The sequence below is a fragment of the Acetitomaculum ruminis DSM 5522 genome (genome assembly GCF_900112085.1).
GTDB lineage: Bacteria > Bacillota > Clostridia > Lachnospirales > Lachnospiraceae > Acetitomaculum > Acetitomaculum ruminis.
This window is the reverse complement of sequence record NZ_FOJY01000011.1, coordinates 24,483-40,230: the sequence shown is the minus strand read 5'-3', so window position 1 is coordinate 40,230 and position 15,748 is coordinate 24,483. Positions and strand designations below refer to the sequence as shown.

The 15,748-nt window shown below is 34.1% G+C and carries 14 protein-coding genes; 12 read left to right on the top strand and 2 right to left on the bottom strand.

The window, feature by feature from the left end:
* Positions 1–47 precede the first annotated feature (47 nt).
* The 6 genes from BM153_RS08405 to dnaB all read left to right on the top strand — a co-directional run bounded on the left by BM153_RS08405 (position 48) and on the right by dnaB (position 8,097).
* Complete coding sequence (locus BM153_RS08405; protein ID WP_092872673.1) at positions 48–1,403, top strand: MATE family efflux transporter; 1,356 nt, start codon at positions 48–50, stop codon at positions 1,401–1,403.
* A 201-nt stretch (positions 1,404–1,604) separates the two neighbouring features.
* Positions 1,605–2,948: a methyl-accepting chemotaxis domain-containing protein gene (locus BM153_RS08400; RefSeq protein ID WP_092872671.1), complete on the top strand. Its 1,344-nt coding sequence runs from the start codon at positions 1,605–1,607 to the stop codon at positions 2,946–2,948.
* 95 nt (positions 2,949–3,043) lie between these two features.
* Positions 3,044–4,219, top strand: a complete 1,176-nt coding sequence (locus tag BM153_RS08395; protein ID WP_092872669.1) for a glycosyltransferase family protein — start codon at positions 3,044–3,046, stop codon at positions 4,217–4,219.
* Between the two features lie 47 nt (positions 4,220–4,266).
* Positions 4,267–6,309 (top strand): DHH family phosphoesterase, encoded by a 2,043-nt coding sequence (locus BM153_RS08390; RefSeq protein WP_092872667.1) that lies wholly within the window; start codon positions 4,267–4,269, stop codon positions 6,307–6,309.
* Complete coding sequence (gene rplI / locus BM153_RS08385) at positions 6,310–6,756, top strand: 50S ribosomal protein L9 (RefSeq protein WP_092872665.1); 447 nt, start codon at positions 6,310–6,312, stop codon at positions 6,754–6,756.
* 3 nt (positions 6,757–6,759) lie between these two features.
* Positions 6,760–8,097 carry a replicative DNA helicase gene (gene dnaB, locus BM153_RS08380; RefSeq protein WP_092872663.1) on the top strand — a complete coding sequence of 446 codons (1,338 nt, stop codon included), beginning with the start codon at positions 6,760–6,762 and terminating at the stop codon, positions 8,095–8,097.
* A 58-nt stretch (positions 8,098–8,155) separates the two neighbouring features.
* On the opposite strand, the gene BM153_RS08375 is transcribed toward dnaB, so the two are convergent.
* Positions 8,156–8,326 carry a DUF362 domain-containing protein gene (locus BM153_RS08375; RefSeq protein WP_092872661.1) on the bottom strand — a complete coding sequence of 57 codons (171 nt, stop codon included), beginning with the start codon at positions 8,324–8,326 and terminating at the stop codon, positions 8,156–8,158.
* A gap of 275 nt (positions 8,327–8,601) precedes the next feature.
* Here BM153_RS08375 and BM153_RS08370 point away from each other — a divergent pair, with 275 nt between their 5' ends.
* Positions 8,602–8,829 (top strand): DUF1858 domain-containing protein, encoded by a 228-nt coding sequence (locus BM153_RS08370; protein ID WP_092872659.1) that lies wholly within the window; start codon positions 8,602–8,604, stop codon positions 8,827–8,829.
* Between the two features lie 108 nt (positions 8,830–8,937).
* Here the strand turns inward: BM153_RS08370 and BM153_RS08365 are convergent, their stop codons facing one another.
* Positions 8,938–9,717, bottom strand: a complete 780-nt coding sequence (locus BM153_RS08365) for an adaptor protein MecA (RefSeq protein ID WP_092872657.1) — start codon at positions 9,715–9,717, stop codon at positions 8,938–8,940.
* Positions 9,718–10,611: 894 nt separating this feature from the next.
* Between BM153_RS08365 and BM153_RS08360 the strand changes: the two genes are divergently transcribed.
* The 5 genes from BM153_RS08360 to ftsZ all read left to right on the top strand — a co-directional run bounded on the left by BM153_RS08360 (position 10,612) and on the right by ftsZ (position 15,748).
* On the top strand, positions 10,612–12,354 hold the full coding sequence (locus tag BM153_RS08360; RefSeq protein ID WP_092872655.1) for a glycosyl hydrolase family 18 protein: 1,743 nt from the start codon (positions 10,612–10,614) through the stop codon (positions 12,352–12,354).
* Positions 12,305–12,874, top strand: a complete 570-nt coding sequence (locus tag BM153_RS08355) for an arsenate reductase/protein-tyrosine-phosphatase family protein (protein WP_242949099.1) — start codon at positions 12,305–12,307, stop codon at positions 12,872–12,874. Before BM153_RS08360 ends, BM153_RS08355 begins: the two co-directional genes overlap by 50 nt.
* On the top strand, positions 12,861–13,490 hold the full coding sequence (gene upp / locus BM153_RS08350; protein WP_092872653.1) for a uracil phosphoribosyltransferase: 630 nt from the start codon (positions 12,861–12,863) through the stop codon (positions 13,488–13,490). The genes BM153_RS08355 and upp overlap by 14 nt, the downstream gene beginning before the upstream one ends.
* 20 nt (positions 13,491–13,510) lie before the next feature.
* The gene (locus tag BM153_RS08345) at positions 13,511–13,996 is read left to right on the top strand and encodes a deoxycytidylate deaminase (RefSeq protein WP_092872651.1); all 486 of its coding nucleotides are present in this window, start codon (positions 13,511–13,513) and stop codon (positions 13,994–13,996) included.
* Positions 13,997–14,377: 381 nt separating this feature from the next.
* Positions 14,378–15,748: a cell division protein FtsZ gene (gene ftsZ, locus BM153_RS08340; protein WP_092872649.1), complete on the top strand. Its 1,371-nt coding sequence runs from the start codon at positions 14,378–14,380 to the stop codon at positions 15,746–15,748.

Below are 15,748 nucleotides of genomic sequence, written 5' to 3'. Positions count from 1 at the left end.
TTATTTTGTTACAATGGAATAAATATAGTAGAAAAGAAGATGAATAAATGAAATCCGAAGAAATAATTAACAATGAATTCTTAGAGGGGAGTATATGGAAAGGAATTGTTAAGTTTTCTATTCCCCTTCTCTTGGGAAATTTTTTCCAGTTACTTTACAATATGGTTGATACTTATGTAGTGGGAAATTACATAGGCTCTGCTGCTTTAGGTGCGGTGGGACAGTCATCCATATTTATAATAATGCTGGTGGGACTTTTTATGGGATTTGCCACAGGGGCCAGTGTTGTTATAGCTCAATATCTTGGAGCAGGTAAGTTAGATAAAATGTCAAAGGCAATTCATACAACTATGATGTTTGCCTTTATTATGTGCATCATAATCAGCCTTCTTGGAATATTTATATCAAAACCCATTCTTATTTTAATTGGTTCGCCAAAGGATGTAATGCCCTTAGCCTTAGAATATTTAAGGATATTTTTTGGGGGAGTGTCATTTTTATTGATTTATAATATGGCAGCAGGAGTTTTAAGAGCTATAGGTGATTCTAAAAGACCTTTTTATTATTTGCTTATTTCAACTTTTATCAATATTGTTCTGGATTTTTATACAGTTTTAGGATTAAAAATGGGAGTAAGAGGGGCGGCCATAGCTACTGTTATAGCTCAGGCTGTCAGCGCAATTCTTATCCTTATAAGACTTTTTACCGTAAAAGCAGACTATAAACTAAGCTTAAAAAAAATGTGTATTGATAAGGAATGTTTAATCAGAATAATACAAATTGGTGTTCCTACTGCATTACAAACGGCCATTATTTCTTTTTCAAATATGTGGGTTCAATCCTACATTAACGGATTTGGAACAGCAGCTATTGCAGGTTACAGTACCTATACCAAAATAGACAGCTTTATTATTCTGCCGGGACAAAGTATAAGTATGGCAATAACCACCTTTGCAGGCCAGAATTATGGTGCCAGAAATTATGACAGGATAAAAAAAGGTATCAGTTCAGCCCTTATTATGCAATATATAATTACGGCAGTCTTTATAGTAACAGTATTAATCTTTGGAAGAAATCTTGTAGGAATTTTTACCGGAGATAAAGATGTAATTGAAGCTGGCTTTATTCAGGCTCAGATATTTGTTTTAGGTTACATAACTATTCCCATTAACAATACAATATCAGGTGTATTAAGGGGAGTGGGCCTTACAAAAGTACCTATGTATTTTATGGTGGGAAGCCATGTAATATTAAGACAGATTTATCTGGCAATCTTTTGCAATGTTTTTCATGATTTAAAAGTAGTATATATGGGCTGGCCACTAACCTGGCTTATTTGCTCAGCAGCTTTGATAATATATTATCTTAGAACTGACATTAGTAAGATTAAAAGGAAAGTTTAAAAAAGCATTAGGAAATAGGTAAAAATACCTAAAAGACAGAATATTGATAAAACTTATGTAAATAAAATATTTATAGTCGATATACTACTATAGAAAAATGAAACTGTTAAAAAATGATTTTAGATATTATTGAAATTGTTTGGTTTTGGCAAAAAGGCAAAGCTTTTGTTAAAACATCAAAATATAATACAGGAGACAGGGATGAGTAATAATTTAATAAAAGTGCATTCTATAAGATTTAAAATAGGTCTTGCTATGTTATTGTCATTAGGCATCTTAATAGCAGCTTATGTTTTCATACAACAATATTCATTTGAAAGTTATGAAAAGGGTTTTATGCAAGATGAATTAAATTCCATTGCTAATTCCTTTTATGTGACCATCAGCCAGGATGGGGATTTTTCCTATAGCAGTAAGGATAAGATATTAAAAAGCGGAAAAAATACAATAAATTCTGACAATAGCCTTATTGAAAATTTTAAAGAAGGCACTAAAAGCAGTATTTGTATTTTCTGGGAAAATGAACCCTGTTTATTTTATGATGGTTTTGATAATAGTAAAATCTATGATAAAACATGGAAAAGTGTAATGGGAGGGGAAAGTCTTTTCTTAGTTGATGAAAATAATAACTACAGTCTTTACGTGCCTTTAAAACAGCCTTCAACTTCAGAGATTGTGGGGATGATTTATGCTAGAAAATCTCTGGATGATGCAGGAGAAGTATTTGAAAAGACAAAGTCTAAACAACTGGTAAGTATTGTTGTTATATTTTTTGTGGTTTTGGTGGAGACTTTTTGTTTCTTAAAAATTATATTCAGTTCTTTTAGAAGAGTTACCGGACAGATTGATAAAATGGTTGATTCAGATCTTGAACTGGAGTTTGAAGAAAGAGATTTAAGAAGAAATGACGAGATTGGAGACTTGGCAAGAGCCGCCTTTGATTTGGCAAATAATATTAAGGATGCTTATATGAAGCTTTATCAATCTTCAGGAATTTCCATTAAAGACAGGGAAAAGCTTGGATACCAGGTTCAGCATATTGAAAGTTCGGCTGATAATATTTTGTTTAATGAGGGACATATTTCTAAGGAATTGGACAAGATTTCTGATAAAAATAAGGATGCTACTTTGTTTGTACAGCAAATTTCCGTCGTTAATTCCAGAGATAAGGATTATATTGAGGAAATAGAAAGATACCTTCAGGCGATTTTTGCCATTACAGAGGAAACAAGACTGGTTTCTCTTGGGGCTATTGTGGAGGCTACAAAATTAGGAGATGATTCCAAGGGATATGTTGATATCGTAGACAGACTACAGGTTCTTTCAAAGCAGGCAGAAGACAACGCTTATGCTATTGATGACCTTTTAAAATCCATGAAAAATCTTAATGAAGATAATACTGACAGGATAAAGGATTTGGATTCATTAAGGGAAAGCGAAGAAGGACATATTTTTAATACTTCAGAATATTTAAACAATATAAGACTAGAAGCTTTAAAGCTTAATCGTGTATTGGCAGAATATAAAAAAGTAGAAAAATCTTAAGATTTTTGGGTTCTTGGTCTTATTTTTAAATGTCGATATAAAAGTTAGGTTTTTAGTTTTATTAAAGTCTTTTGTACAGAATCAGGGATGAGGATATGAAAAAAAATATAATAATGTTTGAAGGCGAGATAGAAACTACGGGGTACTTCTCAAGACAGTTGAAGCTTGCCTTTGAAAAAATGGGCTTTAGAGTCTTTATGTTTGATTATGAAAATGTAAAATCAAGTCTTGAGGGACTTTTTAAATTTATTGAACCGGATAACACTATAGCTGTAAGTTTTAATTTTCATGGCATTTCCGGCTATGAAATATTTTTAGACGAGGAAGGCATTTATATGTGGGAGGACTTGAAAATTCCCTTTTATAATATAGTGGTGGATCATCCGGTTTATTATTATGGATTTTTAAAGATGGTTCCCAAAACCTATATCCATATTAGTATAGACAAAAATCATGAAAAATTTATGGAAAAATTTTTTCCCCATATAAATAGAGGTCCTTTTTTACCTTTGGCAGGAACACCTATATATGAAGAAAGTCAATATAAAAAGATAAAAGACAGGGATATGGAAGTAGTATTTACGGGAAATTTTGCTCCTTACAGTGTTTGTGAAGAGGCTATTTCTATGAAGGGACCGGATTATGAGAAGTTTTATAGGGATATTATTGATGATATGTTAGCAAATCCTAAAAGATGTTTTGAAGAGGTTGTTACAAAACATGTAACAGATGAAATTTCGGACATTTCTAAAGAGGATTTAAGAGATGTATTTGGAAATATGGCATTTATAGACTTATATGTAAGATATTATTCCAGAGAGATGGTTGTAAAAAGCCTGGTAGACAAGGGAATAAGGGTAAATGTTTTTGGAAACGGCTGGAATAAATTAAAGTGTAACCATCCCGAAAATCTTATTGACCACGGAAATCTTGATTCAAGAGGCTGCCTTGAGGTAATTTCCAACGGGAAAATATCCTTAAATATAATGCCCTGGTTTAAAGAAGGAGCCCATGACAGGATTTTTAATTCCATGTTAAACAAGGCAGTATGCCTTACAGACAGCTCTTATTATTTAAAGGATTTTCTTGTAAACAATGAAAACTCTTTGATTTTTCAGGTAGACAGGCCGGATACAATAGCTGACATTATAGATAATGCCCTGTCAAATGAGAATAATCTTCAAATAATAGCTGATAAGGGCTATGAGATGGCAAAAAAGGAACATACATGGGAGCAAAGGGCTATTAGCCTTGCAAAGTTATTCTTTTAATAAACACTCGTTGATGGTATAATCATCTATAAATACGGAGGTAGTTCATGAATAATAAGACGAAAATGCTGGGTCAGGTCAAGCTTTTTTTTGTATTTGCCCTAATTGCCGGAATATTACTGGCAGTTACTGATGGGGTTATGTTTGTCCTGAACATTAAAGCAGGAATTATAATGTTTGTTTTAATGATATGCTATATTCTGCTTGCAATAGTTCTATATTTCTATTTCAGAAAGACAATTCATGAAGAATTTGTCGCTTTTGGAACGGAATTCGCTCAGGTTCAACGAAAACTTATAAAAGATCATATAGTTCCTTATGCCCTTTTAGATGAGGATGCAAGGATAATGTGGATGAATAATGCCTTTTCAAAACTTGATGAAAAAGAATTAAAGTATAAAAGGTCTATAACAGCCATTTTTCCCGGTATTACAAAAGAATTGTTAAAAAGGGACGAGGATGAAAATACAGTATTTCAAAACTATCATGGTAGAGTTTTTCGTATAAATTTAAAAAAGATTTATTTTGAAGAGTTTGCAGAATTGGGAATAACAGATGAAAATCCCACTTTTTCCGGATGCCTTTATGCGGTATTTATCTATGATGATACACAACTTAGTAAAGCCTTAAAAGAAAACGAGGACCAACAGCTTGTTACGGGGCTTATTTATCTTGATAATTATGAAGAAGCCTTAGAGACAGTTGCCACAGTAAAGCGTTCCATGCTCTCGGCCTTAGTTGACAGGCGAATTAATCAATACATTGAAAAAATTGATGGAATTGCTCAAAAAATTGAAAAAGATAAGTATTTTATTGCTTTTAAAAAGAATTTTTTAAGTGTTTTGGAAGAGGACAGATTTTCTATTTTAGATGATGTTAAAACCATTAATCTGGGAAATGACATAGCTGTTACCTTGAGTATCGGTATTGGAGTTAATGAAAACAGTTATCTTCAAAGCTGTGAATATGCAAGAATGGCTATAGATTTAGCCCTTGGACGAGGGGGAGATCAGGCTGTTATTAAAGAAAAAGAAAATAATTCCTATTATGGTGGAAAAACTAAGCAGATTGAAAAAAGCACCAGGGTAAAAGCCAGGGTAAAAGCCCATGCCCTTAGAGAAATAATGCTTGGAAGAGACCAAGTGGTTATTATGGGCCATCAAATAGGTGATATAGATTCCTTCGGTTCTGCTGTGGGAGTTTATCGGGCTGCCATAGAACTTGGTAAAAAAGCCCATATTGTATTAAATGAAGTTTCAAGTTCCTTAAGACCTTTTGTGGATTATATCAGCGAAAACAGTAAGTATCCTGATGATATTTTTGTAAACAGTGATGAAGCTTTGGAACTGGTTAATAATCAGACAGTTCTTATAGTAGTTGATGTAAACCGTCCAAGTTATACAGAATGTCCGCAAATACTTACCAAATGCAGAAGTGTAGTAGTTATTGACCACCACAGACAAAGTTCTGAAGTCATAGACAATGCAGTATTATCATATGTAGAGCCTTATGCTTCTTCAGCTTCTGAAATGGTAGCAGAGATTCTTCAATACTTTTCAGAGGGACTTAAAATGGAAAAGGAAGAAGCTGATTGTCTTTTTGCGGGAATTATGCTTGATACCAATAATTTTATGTCGAAAACCGGGGTAAGAACCTTTGAGGCTGCCGCTTACTTAAGAAGATGCGGTGCAGATGTTACCAGAGTCAGAAAGATGTTTAGAAATGATATGGAATCTTATCAGGCAAGGGCAGCAGCAGTTAAAGATGCAGAGGTTCATAATGGATTTGCAATTTCCGTTTGCCCTAGTGAATCCGTAGAAAGTCCTACAGTGGTAGGTGCTCAGGCTGCCAATGAATTATTAAATATTATTGGTGTAAAAGCTTCAGTGGTCCTTACGGAATACAATGGAAAAATCTATGTCAGCTCCAGATCCATAGACGAAATCAATGTTCAGGTTTTAATGGAACAATTAGGAGGAGGCGGGCATATGAATATTGCCGGTGCCCAGATAGAAGGAGTAAGTATTCCACAGGCTAAAGAGATGATTATTAAACTAATAGACGACATGTCGGAAAAAGGAGATATATAAATGAAGGTTATATTAAAAGAAGATGTTAAGTCCTTAGGTAAAAAAGGAGATATTGTAAATGTCAGTGATGGATATGCCAGAAATAAACTGATTCCTGGAAAACTGGCAGTAGAAGCTACAAAAAGCAATTTAAATGATTTAAAACTTACAAAAAGGCATGAAGAAAAAGTGGCGGCTCAAAATTTAGAAGCTGCAAAAGCCCTTGCAGAAGAATTAAAGGATAAAAGTGTGGAAATACCCGTAAAATGCGGAGATGGTGGAAAGGTATTTGGCTCAGTTTCCTCAAAAGAAATTGTTAAAGCTGTAAAAGAACAGTTAAAAATAGAAATCGATAAAAAGAAACTGGTTCTTCCTGAAGCCATAAAATCCCTGGGATACCATGAAGTTACATTAAAGATACATCCAAAGGTTTCAGCTATTATAAGAGTTCATGCTGTAGAGGAGTAAAATATGGAAGTTGAAAGAAGAGTTATGCCCCACAGCAATGAGGCAGAACAATCGGTTATCGGTTCCATGCTAATAAACAGGGAGGCAATTATTGTTGCCTCCGAAATTATTTCTAAGGATGATTTTTATCAAAGACAGTACGGTGAAATATTTGATGCAATGGTGGAACTGTACCAGGAAGGCAAACCTGTGGATGATATCACTTTGCAGGAAAGGTTAAGACAAAGAGAGCTTCCACCTGAGGTTACAGAACTTTCATATCTGGATGATATTGTACTTAATGTACCTACATCAGCCAATGTAAAATACTATGCCGGCATTGTTCGTGAAAAGGCGGTTCTTAGAAAGCTTATTAAGGCAAATGAAGAAATTGAAAATAAATGTTATGCAGACAGCGAGCCTTTAGAGGATATACTTGAAGATACAGAAAAGACAATGTTTAATATTGTTCAAAACAGAAAAGTATCTGAGTACACCCCCATAAAGGATATTGTAATAAGTGCCCTGGAAAAGGTTGAGGAAGCCTCTAAAAATCATTCAGCCATAACCGGAATACCAACAGGGTTTAATGACCTTGACTTCAAGCTTTCCGGTCTTCAGCCTTCAGATTTTTTGCTTATCGCCGCAAGACCTTCCATGGGAAAAACAGCCCTCGTATTAAATATTGCATCAAATGTTGCCTGCAGAACAAAAGACTGTGTCGCCCTTTTTTCACTGGAAATGTCAAAGGAACAGCTGGTAAACAGATTACTGGCTTTAGAATCAAAGGTTGATTCAAAAAACATCCGAATAGGCCGTTTAAATGATGAAGAATGGGAAAAGCTCATAGAAGGTGCCGGAATCGTTGGAAATTCAAAACTAATAATTGATGATACACCGAATATTTCTATTTCTGAACTCAGGTCAAAGTGTCGTAAATATAAATTGGAACAGGATGTTAAACTGGTAATTATTGACTACCTGCAGTTAATGCAGGGGGGCAGCAAAAAATCAGAATCCAGACAGCAGGAAATATCTGATATATCAAGGTCTTTAAAAGCCTTGGCAAGAGAGCTTAATGTACCTGTTTTAGCCCTTTCCCAGCTTAGTAGAGCTGTTGAACAAAGACCTGACCACAGACCTATGCTTTCTGACCTTAGAGAGTCAGGAGCCATAGAACAGGACGCAGACGTTGTTATGTTTATTTACAGGGATGATTATTATAATCCGGATACTGAAGATAAGAATATAGCAGAAGTAATAGTTGCAAAACAAAGAAACGGCCCGGTAGGAACTGTAAAACTTGCATGGTTACCGGATTATACCAAGTTTGCAAATTTAGAACATTCAGAATATAAATAAAAAACAGCCTCGCAAAGAGGCTGTAATTTTTAAGTTTTAATAGCCAATTAATTGAGAATTAAGCCTCAACGATAGCTTCATTTGGACAGGCATCAGCACATGTTCCACAATCAGCGCAAGCATCTGCATCGATTACATATTTGTCATCGCCTTCGCTAATAGCCTCGCTTGGACATTCATCGATACATGTTCCACAACATACACATTCATCTGTAATTACATAAGCCATAATAAAATCCTCCTTTTGAATTATTTGATAAAAATTATTGACTGCATTACAATTGTTATTGTAATACATAAAAAGTGTTTATACAAGTGAAAAATGAACTAAAAACACAAAAAATTTCTAAAAGAGCCATCTAAAAGATTGCATACAATGTTGAATTGTATTATAATTGATATTGGTGTATGGTAAATAGAATTTTACCTTCTACCAGAAGGTTACTAAAATGATGTGAAGGCGTTATAGCACCATTATTTTACATAAAAGGAGGACGTGTAGAAATGGCTAGAGTGTCAAAAGATATGATAATTGCGGATCTTTTACAGGTAGATGAAAATATGATGGGACTTCTTATGGAAGCTGGTATGCATTGCATTGGTTGTCCATCAGCTCAGGGAGAGAGCCTTGAAGAGGCAGCTTTCGTTCATGGTATTAATCCAGATGCTCTTATCAATGAATTAAATGCATTTCTTGAGCATAAAGAAAAACTTGCTCAAATGGCAAAATAATAATTTATAATTTAGATTGTAAAGCTACTGTTTATTGCAGTAGCTTTTTTCTTTTTGGGCAATAAAAAACCAGCTGATAATCAATATCAACTGGTCTTTATATAAAACTTAGTATTGTCCAAGTACCTGAAGGGCATCATCTATGATAACTGGTTTGTAGTGTTCTTTGATATAAGCTATTGTAGCTTTTGAACTCTTTTGTGATTTTGCATATTCAGAAAGAATATTGCACACTTTGTTAAATTCTTCAGGTGAATGTCCACTTTTGTTAATTGTAAGATAGAATAAATCGTTTTCTTCTTTGTAAAGTGAATTTACACCATAATAGTAACCTTTAAGAACAGTTGCAATTCTGATAACATTATCGAATTTATCGAAAACATATAATGCAGTCATGTCGATATTTGCTACGTCGGCAACCGCATCCTTGCTGGTATCTTTTTCCTGGGCTATTGTATCTGACAAAGGCACAAAACCATCTCCCTTCTTCTTATTATCGTCAATTACATTCTTTTGTAATTTGTCATAAAGTTCTAAAATTTCTGTTGCACCATCATTTTGGGCAAATGGCTGGATGTCGGATTCGTCATCATCAACGTCAGATGGAACAAACTTAGAAAACCTTGTATCTAATTCTTCCGGATATTCAACTTTTGTTACTAAAAGTACAATACATTCTGAAGATAAAGGTATAGCTTCTATCATTAAAGGTATATCATCTGCTTCAAATCCAAATTCGGAAGCAGCCTGCCTCATCATATCTCTGAAAAGTGCCTTGGCCTTATCTGTGCCATAAGCCAATTCGCTAAGTTTTATTTGACGCTCAGCTAGATCTGCCTTAGTTAGTGTACACCTGATTTGATTTTCATTAACTTTTTCTATTTTCAAAAAATCACATCCTCTCAAAAAAGATTTGAATTGTGTATCGCATTTTTACAATAGAGAGTTTTTTATAAAGAAAACACCTGCAACTCCCTAGTTAACCTATAGTATAACGATTTTTAGGTTTTATGTAAAGGCAGTTTCTAAATTTTTAATCTTTAGTCAGCTAGCTGTCAGCTTTCAAAAACTTATCCTCTTTATACATTAATTTTCGTGTTTTTGTCTGAATAAGATAACCTTTTAAATCTATGTTTTTATAAAATTTAGAAGATTTTTTTCTGCTCAATCCTTAAGAAGGGTGGGTGTAATTAAAAATAGAATGTAAAATATTAAATTTAACTTAAAATACTTGCATTTTCCAAAAAAATAGAGTATCTTATTCAAGGATATTCGTGACATTCTAAAATATGTGTTGTAATTTTTTCTTTACGACCCATACATTTCAATTTTTTTCAAAAGTGTTCACTTAAAAAATCCAGAAATTACTTAAATATTTTGCAGGTATTTTTAGTGTATGAAAAAAGAAGACATGACTTTTTACCTGTAATTTAAAAAAAGCAAAGGCAATATATCACACCTTTTGGCCTTGTTTGCGCTAAAAGAAAGGAGGAAAGAGCTTATAAGAAAACAGCATTTGTAACAAATTAACCTAAAAAGGAATATACTGACAACGAAGAAAATCCTCTTATATGATGTAAGGGGATTTTTTGTAATAATATTTTAATAAAGTTTTAATTAATATAATAAAAATATAATATATCATGATATAATGAAGAAAGTGTATTTGTGACCATGATAAAGTAGTAAAACAAAATTTAAGGTTTATTTGTTTTATTTCTGTTTCATCTTACAAATTAAGGAAGAACACTAACAAAATGAATTGAATAATAGGAGGAAAATATGAAAAAGAAAAGATTAACAATGGTTTTAATTTTATCAATAATAGCTATTGTTTTAATATTTGTTTTGGTTAAGCTTGTTAGTCATTTTTCACCTGGAAAAGACAGAATGGACTTAAGGACTTATTTTAATATATCTGAGGATGACCAGGTGGGAATAGTAATTCAGGATTCAAAGCTTGACACAACAGGTCTTATAAGAAACGGTCAGATTTATATTGACTACGACACTGTAAGGGAAGAATTAAACACAGGATTTTACTGGGATACAAAGGAAAATCTCCTTTTGTATGCTTTGCCACAGTCCCTTGTAAGTGTTCAGGCAGATGAAAGCGACTATAATGAAGCAAAAGAAAAAAAGGAAGTGCCTTATAAAATATTTTTTGTAAATAATGACAAGGCATATATTGCCCTTGATTTTATTAAGGAATTTACCAACATAAAATATGATTTATACGAAAATCCTTATCATGTTCAAATAATAAACAAATGGGGACAAAGTAGCGTAGCTACCCTTAAAAAGAATGATTCCATAAGACTTAAGGCCGGGATTAAAAGTGAAATTTTAACAGATGTAAATGCCAATGATAAGGTCACTTTTTTGGATGACCTGGATAAAGATTGGGCATGTGTAAGAAGTGCTGATGGTTTTATAGGTTATATAAAGAAAAAATCGCTTAACGAGTTTACCGATGAGGTTATTACCAATGAAGACTTTGTAGAACCTGAATATACAAATATTCAGAAAAATTACAAGCTAAATATAGCCTGGAATCAGATTTTTAATTCTACTGCCAATAGCTATATTCAAAGACTTGTAGCGGGAACTAAAGGCCTAAATACGGTTATTCCATCCTGGTTTAGAACCGTAGACACTGAAGGAAATATCTCATCACTGGCAGATTCTTCTTATGTTTCCTATTGCCACAATAACAACATTGAAGTGTGGGGAATGGTTACAAATGTTGATAATCCGGATGTGGATATGACTTTACTTTTATCAGTAACAAGCAGTAGACAGCAGCTGATTAATAAAATTATGGCTCAGGCCATTGAATATAATCTCGATGGTATCAATGTTGATATAGAAAGCTTAAGCGCGGACGCCGGAAGAGGTTATATAGAATTCATCAGGGAATTGTCAATAAAATGCAGACAAAACGGACTGGTTCTTTCTGTATGTGATTACACTCCTTTTGATTTTAACAGTTTTTATGATGTGAAATCCCAAGCAGAAGTGGCTGATTATATAATGCTTATGGCTTATGATGAACATTACAGTGTTGAAAATCCGGGTTCCGTGGCATCTGTTTCCTTTGTGGAAACTGGTATAAATGCCATGATAAATGATAATTGTGTTCCTTCCAATAAGCTGGTATTAGGTTTACCTTTTTATACAAGAAACTGGTGTTATACACCAAAAGAAGGGGGGGGAATTTCACAATCAGCAGAATTAAACAAAGAAGATTATGATATATCCGTGGAAACTGTTTCTATGAAAGAGTCTCTTTCACTGGTTTCGGAAAATAACGCAAATGTTGTATGGGAAGAATCTTGCGGACAAAACAAGGCAAGATATTCCTTAAACGGATCGGTATATGAAATGTGGCTAGAAGATGCAAATTCTATTGAAGAAAAGATGAAGCGTGTAAAAAGTAACTCGTTGGCAGGTGTATCAGTATGGAAGTTGGGAAATGAAAATGAAGACATATGGGACGTTATCACAAAATACCTTAAAGAATAAAAAATCAATGGGTAAGATAGAGATTCTTGCAATGGAAAAGGAGGAAAAAATGATGGATGAGATAAAAAACATTATTTTTGTGTGCAATAATGGAAATTGCCGTTCTCAGATAGCAGCAGGAATCTTTAATAAAAAAGCTGCACAAATGAATCTTGATATAAGGGCTTTATCAAGAGGAATAGTAGTTCTTTTTGAGGAACCTTTAAATCAGAAGGCGGAAGCAGTCATGCTTGCAAATGGAATTGATACCTCCGGTTTAAAATCACAGCAGTTGAAAAACGAAGAATTTTCCAAAGATGTACTGGTTTTAGTAATGGAAAGAAAACAAAAAGAGGTTATATTGTCAGATTATGATAATGCACAAAATGTTTTTGTATTTTCAGAATATAACGGTAAAAGTGGTGATATTGTGCAACCTTACGGTAAAACTTTGACTGTATACGATAATTGTTATAAAATGATACAAGAACAGATTGATTGTTTATTAGAAAAATGGAGGACTGACAATGCCAGAAATTAAAGTGATGGATCATCCTTTGATTTTGCATAAAATCGGGATTATTCGTAAAAAAGAAACAGGTTCAAAAGAGTTCAGAGAGCTTATTGGAGAGATTGCAATGCTTATGACTTTCGAGGCAACAAGAAAGTTAGAGCTTGAAGATGTAGAGATTGAAACACCTATCACAAAAACGAAAGTTAAACAATTAAAGGGTAAAAAAGTAGCTATTGTGCCAATTTTACGTGCAGGTCTTGGAATGGTTGATGGAATGCTTACCATGATTCCGGCAGCTAAGATTGGACATATTGGATTATACAGAGATCCAAAGACCCTTGAACCGGTAGAATATTATTGTAAACTTCCGGAGGATTGTGCAAACAGAGAAATTTATGTGGTAGATCCTATGCTTGCAACAGGAGGTTCTTCCAGTGCAGCTATTTCAATGCTTAAAAACAAGGGCGTTAAGAATATTCACTTCATGTGTATTATCGCGGCTCCGGAAGGACTTGAAAGATTAAAAAAAGAGCATCCGGATATTGATATTTATATTGGCGGACTTGATGAAAAACTTAATGAAAACGGCTATATTGTACCAGGTCTTGGAGACGCAGGAGATAGAATATTCGGTACACTTTAATTAAAGATAGAAGGATAAATATGACCAGAAAAAGAGAAGATTACATTTCATGGGATGAATATTTTATGGGCGTTGCCATATTATCAGGCATGCGCTCAAAAGATCCAAACACTCAGGTTGGATGTTGCATAGTAAGCAGAGATAATAAAATTCTTTCCATGGGTTATAACGGTTTTCCTATTGGCTGCTCAGATGATGAATTTTCCTGGAGCAGAGACGGGGAAGAACTTGATAACAAATATCTTTTTTCAACACATAGCGAGTTAAATGCTATATTAAACTATAGTGGAACAAGTTTACAAGGTGCTAAACTTTATGTTACTTTATTTCCCTGCAACGAATGTGCAAAGGCAATTATTCAGGCTGGGATTTCAACAGTGGTATATGACAGCGATAAATATGCGGATACTTTGTCCGTTCTTGCATCTAAAAAAATGTTTGACGCTGCCGGTGTTAAATACATTCAGTATAAAAGATCAGGCAGACAGGTTACAATTACATTATAGTATTTAGTCAGAAAGTCCAATGCTGCTACAAATTATTTGTAGCAGCTGTTTTATAAGAAAAGAATAAAAGAGAAAAGCCGGGACGAGCCCTGGCGAAGAAAAATTATACAAATATAATAAAATGGTTGTTAAAAATAAATAAAAAATTATAAACTTTTATCTGAAGTATTTATTTTTGTTGTAAATGTCTTATAATTGTAAATACACAACTAAACTTTGCTAACTGTGTGAAGAATTTAGGAAACTGTCAGTTAAAAGATAGAAAAGTTTTTGATAAAATTGTATATTTTTTTGTTGTTTTGGATATTTACACATTTTTAAAGCTAGAGTATACTTAAATACGATGGTAATTTTATACGTGAAAGTACGGAGGAAGTAAGAATGTTAGAAGGACTTTCCATAGAAAATAAACAGGGAGCAAAGATTGTGATTTGCGGAGTTGGCGGCGGAGGAAATAATGCTGTCGACAGAATGATTAGGGAAGAGGTAACAGGTGTTACTTTTTATTGTATAAATACGGATAAGCAACAGCTGGACAAATGTCTTACAAGAAATGTTGTTCAAATCGGAGAAAATTGCACAAAAGGTCTCGGAGCAGGTGCAGATCCAAAGGTTGGTGCAGCAGCAGCTACCGAGAGTATTGATAAAATTGATGAAATTGTTAAGGATGCTGATATGGTATTTGTTACATGTGGAATGGGTGGTGGAACCGGTTCAGGTGCAGCACCTATAGTAGCCAAGTTAGCAAAAGACAGAGGAATCCTTACAGTAGGAGCAGTTACAAAGCCATTCAGATTTGAAGCTAAAACCAGAATGGATAATGCTCTAAAGGGTATTGAGGAGTTAAAGAAAAACGTTGATACACTTATCGTTGTACCAAATGACAGACTTTTACAAATTGTTGACAGAAGAACTTCTCTTCCGGATGCACTTAAAAAAGCAGATGAGGTGCTTCAACAGGGAATTCAGGGAATTACTGACCTGATTAACAAGACAGGACTTATTAATCTTGACTTTGCCGACATCAAAACCGTTATGGAAGATAAAGGACTGGCTCACTTCGGCATTGGCGAGGGTAAAGGTTCTGATAAGTGTATGGAGGCTGTAAAGGCAGCTATTAACAGTCCGTTACTTGAGACTACCATAGAGAATGCAACTCATTGCATTGTGAATTTTTCAGGTGATGTGGGACTTGTGGAAGCAAGTGAAGCCAGCAGTTATGTTCAAGAGATGATCGGAGATGATTCTACGATTATTTTTGGCGTTATATACGATGAGAGCATGCAGGATGCGTGCAAAGTGACTATAATTGCAACTGGTATTGAAGAAGATGCCAGAAAGACTTTGTTTATGAATCAGAATCCTGCTTTTAACATGGGAACAAAGACAGCTCCATCAAAGCCATCTTTTAATCCGGGTATGTCTGTCATGAATGCTGATCAGACTATTCCAGGAAGGTATAGCAGCAGTCAGAATGTTACTGCAAATCCTTTGTCAAATAACAATTCAATATACAACACCAGTGTGGGACAAAAAAATGTGACAAGAAATTTTGAGTCAACTGCCAATTCAATTAGTTCAAGGGTGCCAATGACCCCGAAGCCGCGTAAAAGCATGGCTTTTGAAGAAACTAAAGAAAAAAAGGCAGTACCACCGCAGCCGGTGAGAAAAGAAGAACCAGAGCAAACAAAGCCTGAAAAAAAGAAAGGTGTCTGGGATACTCTTAAAATACCGGAGTTTTTAAAACGATAG

Bases quoted from the DNA above. Each gene is read 5' to 3' on its own strand.
- upp (WP_092872653.1), top strand. From the start codon at position 12,861: ATGCCAGAAATTAAAGTGATGGATCATCCTTTGATTTTGCATAAAATC.
- BM153_RS08400 (WP_092872671.1), top strand. From the start codon at position 1,605: ATGAGTAATAATTTAATAAAAGTGCATTCTATAAGATTTAAAATAGGT.
- BM153_RS08390 (WP_092872667.1), top strand. From the start codon at position 4,267: ATGAATAATAAGACGAAAATGCTGGGTCAGGTCAAGCTTTTTTTTGTA.
- BM153_RS08395 (WP_092872669.1), top strand. From the start codon at position 3,044: ATGAAAAAAAATATAATAATGTTTGAAGGCGAGATAGAAACTACGGGG.
- rplI (WP_092872665.1), top strand. From the start codon at position 6,310: ATGAAGGTTATATTAAAAGAAGATGTTAAGTCCTTAGGTAAAAAAGGA.
- BM153_RS08355 (WP_242949099.1), top strand. From the start codon at position 12,305: ATGAAAATGAAGACATATGGGACGTTATCACAAAATACCTTAAAGAAT.
- dnaB (WP_092872663.1), top strand. From the start codon at position 6,760: ATGGAAGTTGAAAGAAGAGTTATGCCCCACAGCAATGAGGCAGAACAA.
- BM153_RS08405 (WP_092872673.1), top strand. From the start codon at position 48: ATGAAATCCGAAGAAATAATTAACAATGAATTCTTAGAGGGGAGTATA.
- BM153_RS08370 (WP_092872659.1), top strand. From the start codon at position 8,602: ATGGCTAGAGTGTCAAAAGATATGATAATTGCGGATCTTTTACAGGTA.
- BM153_RS08345 (WP_092872651.1), top strand. From the start codon at position 13,511: ATGACCAGAAAAAGAGAAGATTACATTTCATGGGATGAATATTTTATG.
- BM153_RS08375 (WP_092872661.1), bottom strand. From the start codon at position 8,326: ATGGCTTATGTAATTACAGATGAATGTGTATGTTGTGGAACATGTATC.
- BM153_RS08360 (WP_092872655.1), top strand. From the start codon at position 10,612: ATGAAAAAGAAAAGATTAACAATGGTTTTAATTTTATCAATAATAGCT.
- ftsZ (WP_092872649.1), top strand. From the start codon at position 14,378: ATGTTAGAAGGACTTTCCATAGAAAATAAACAGGGAGCAAAGATTGTG.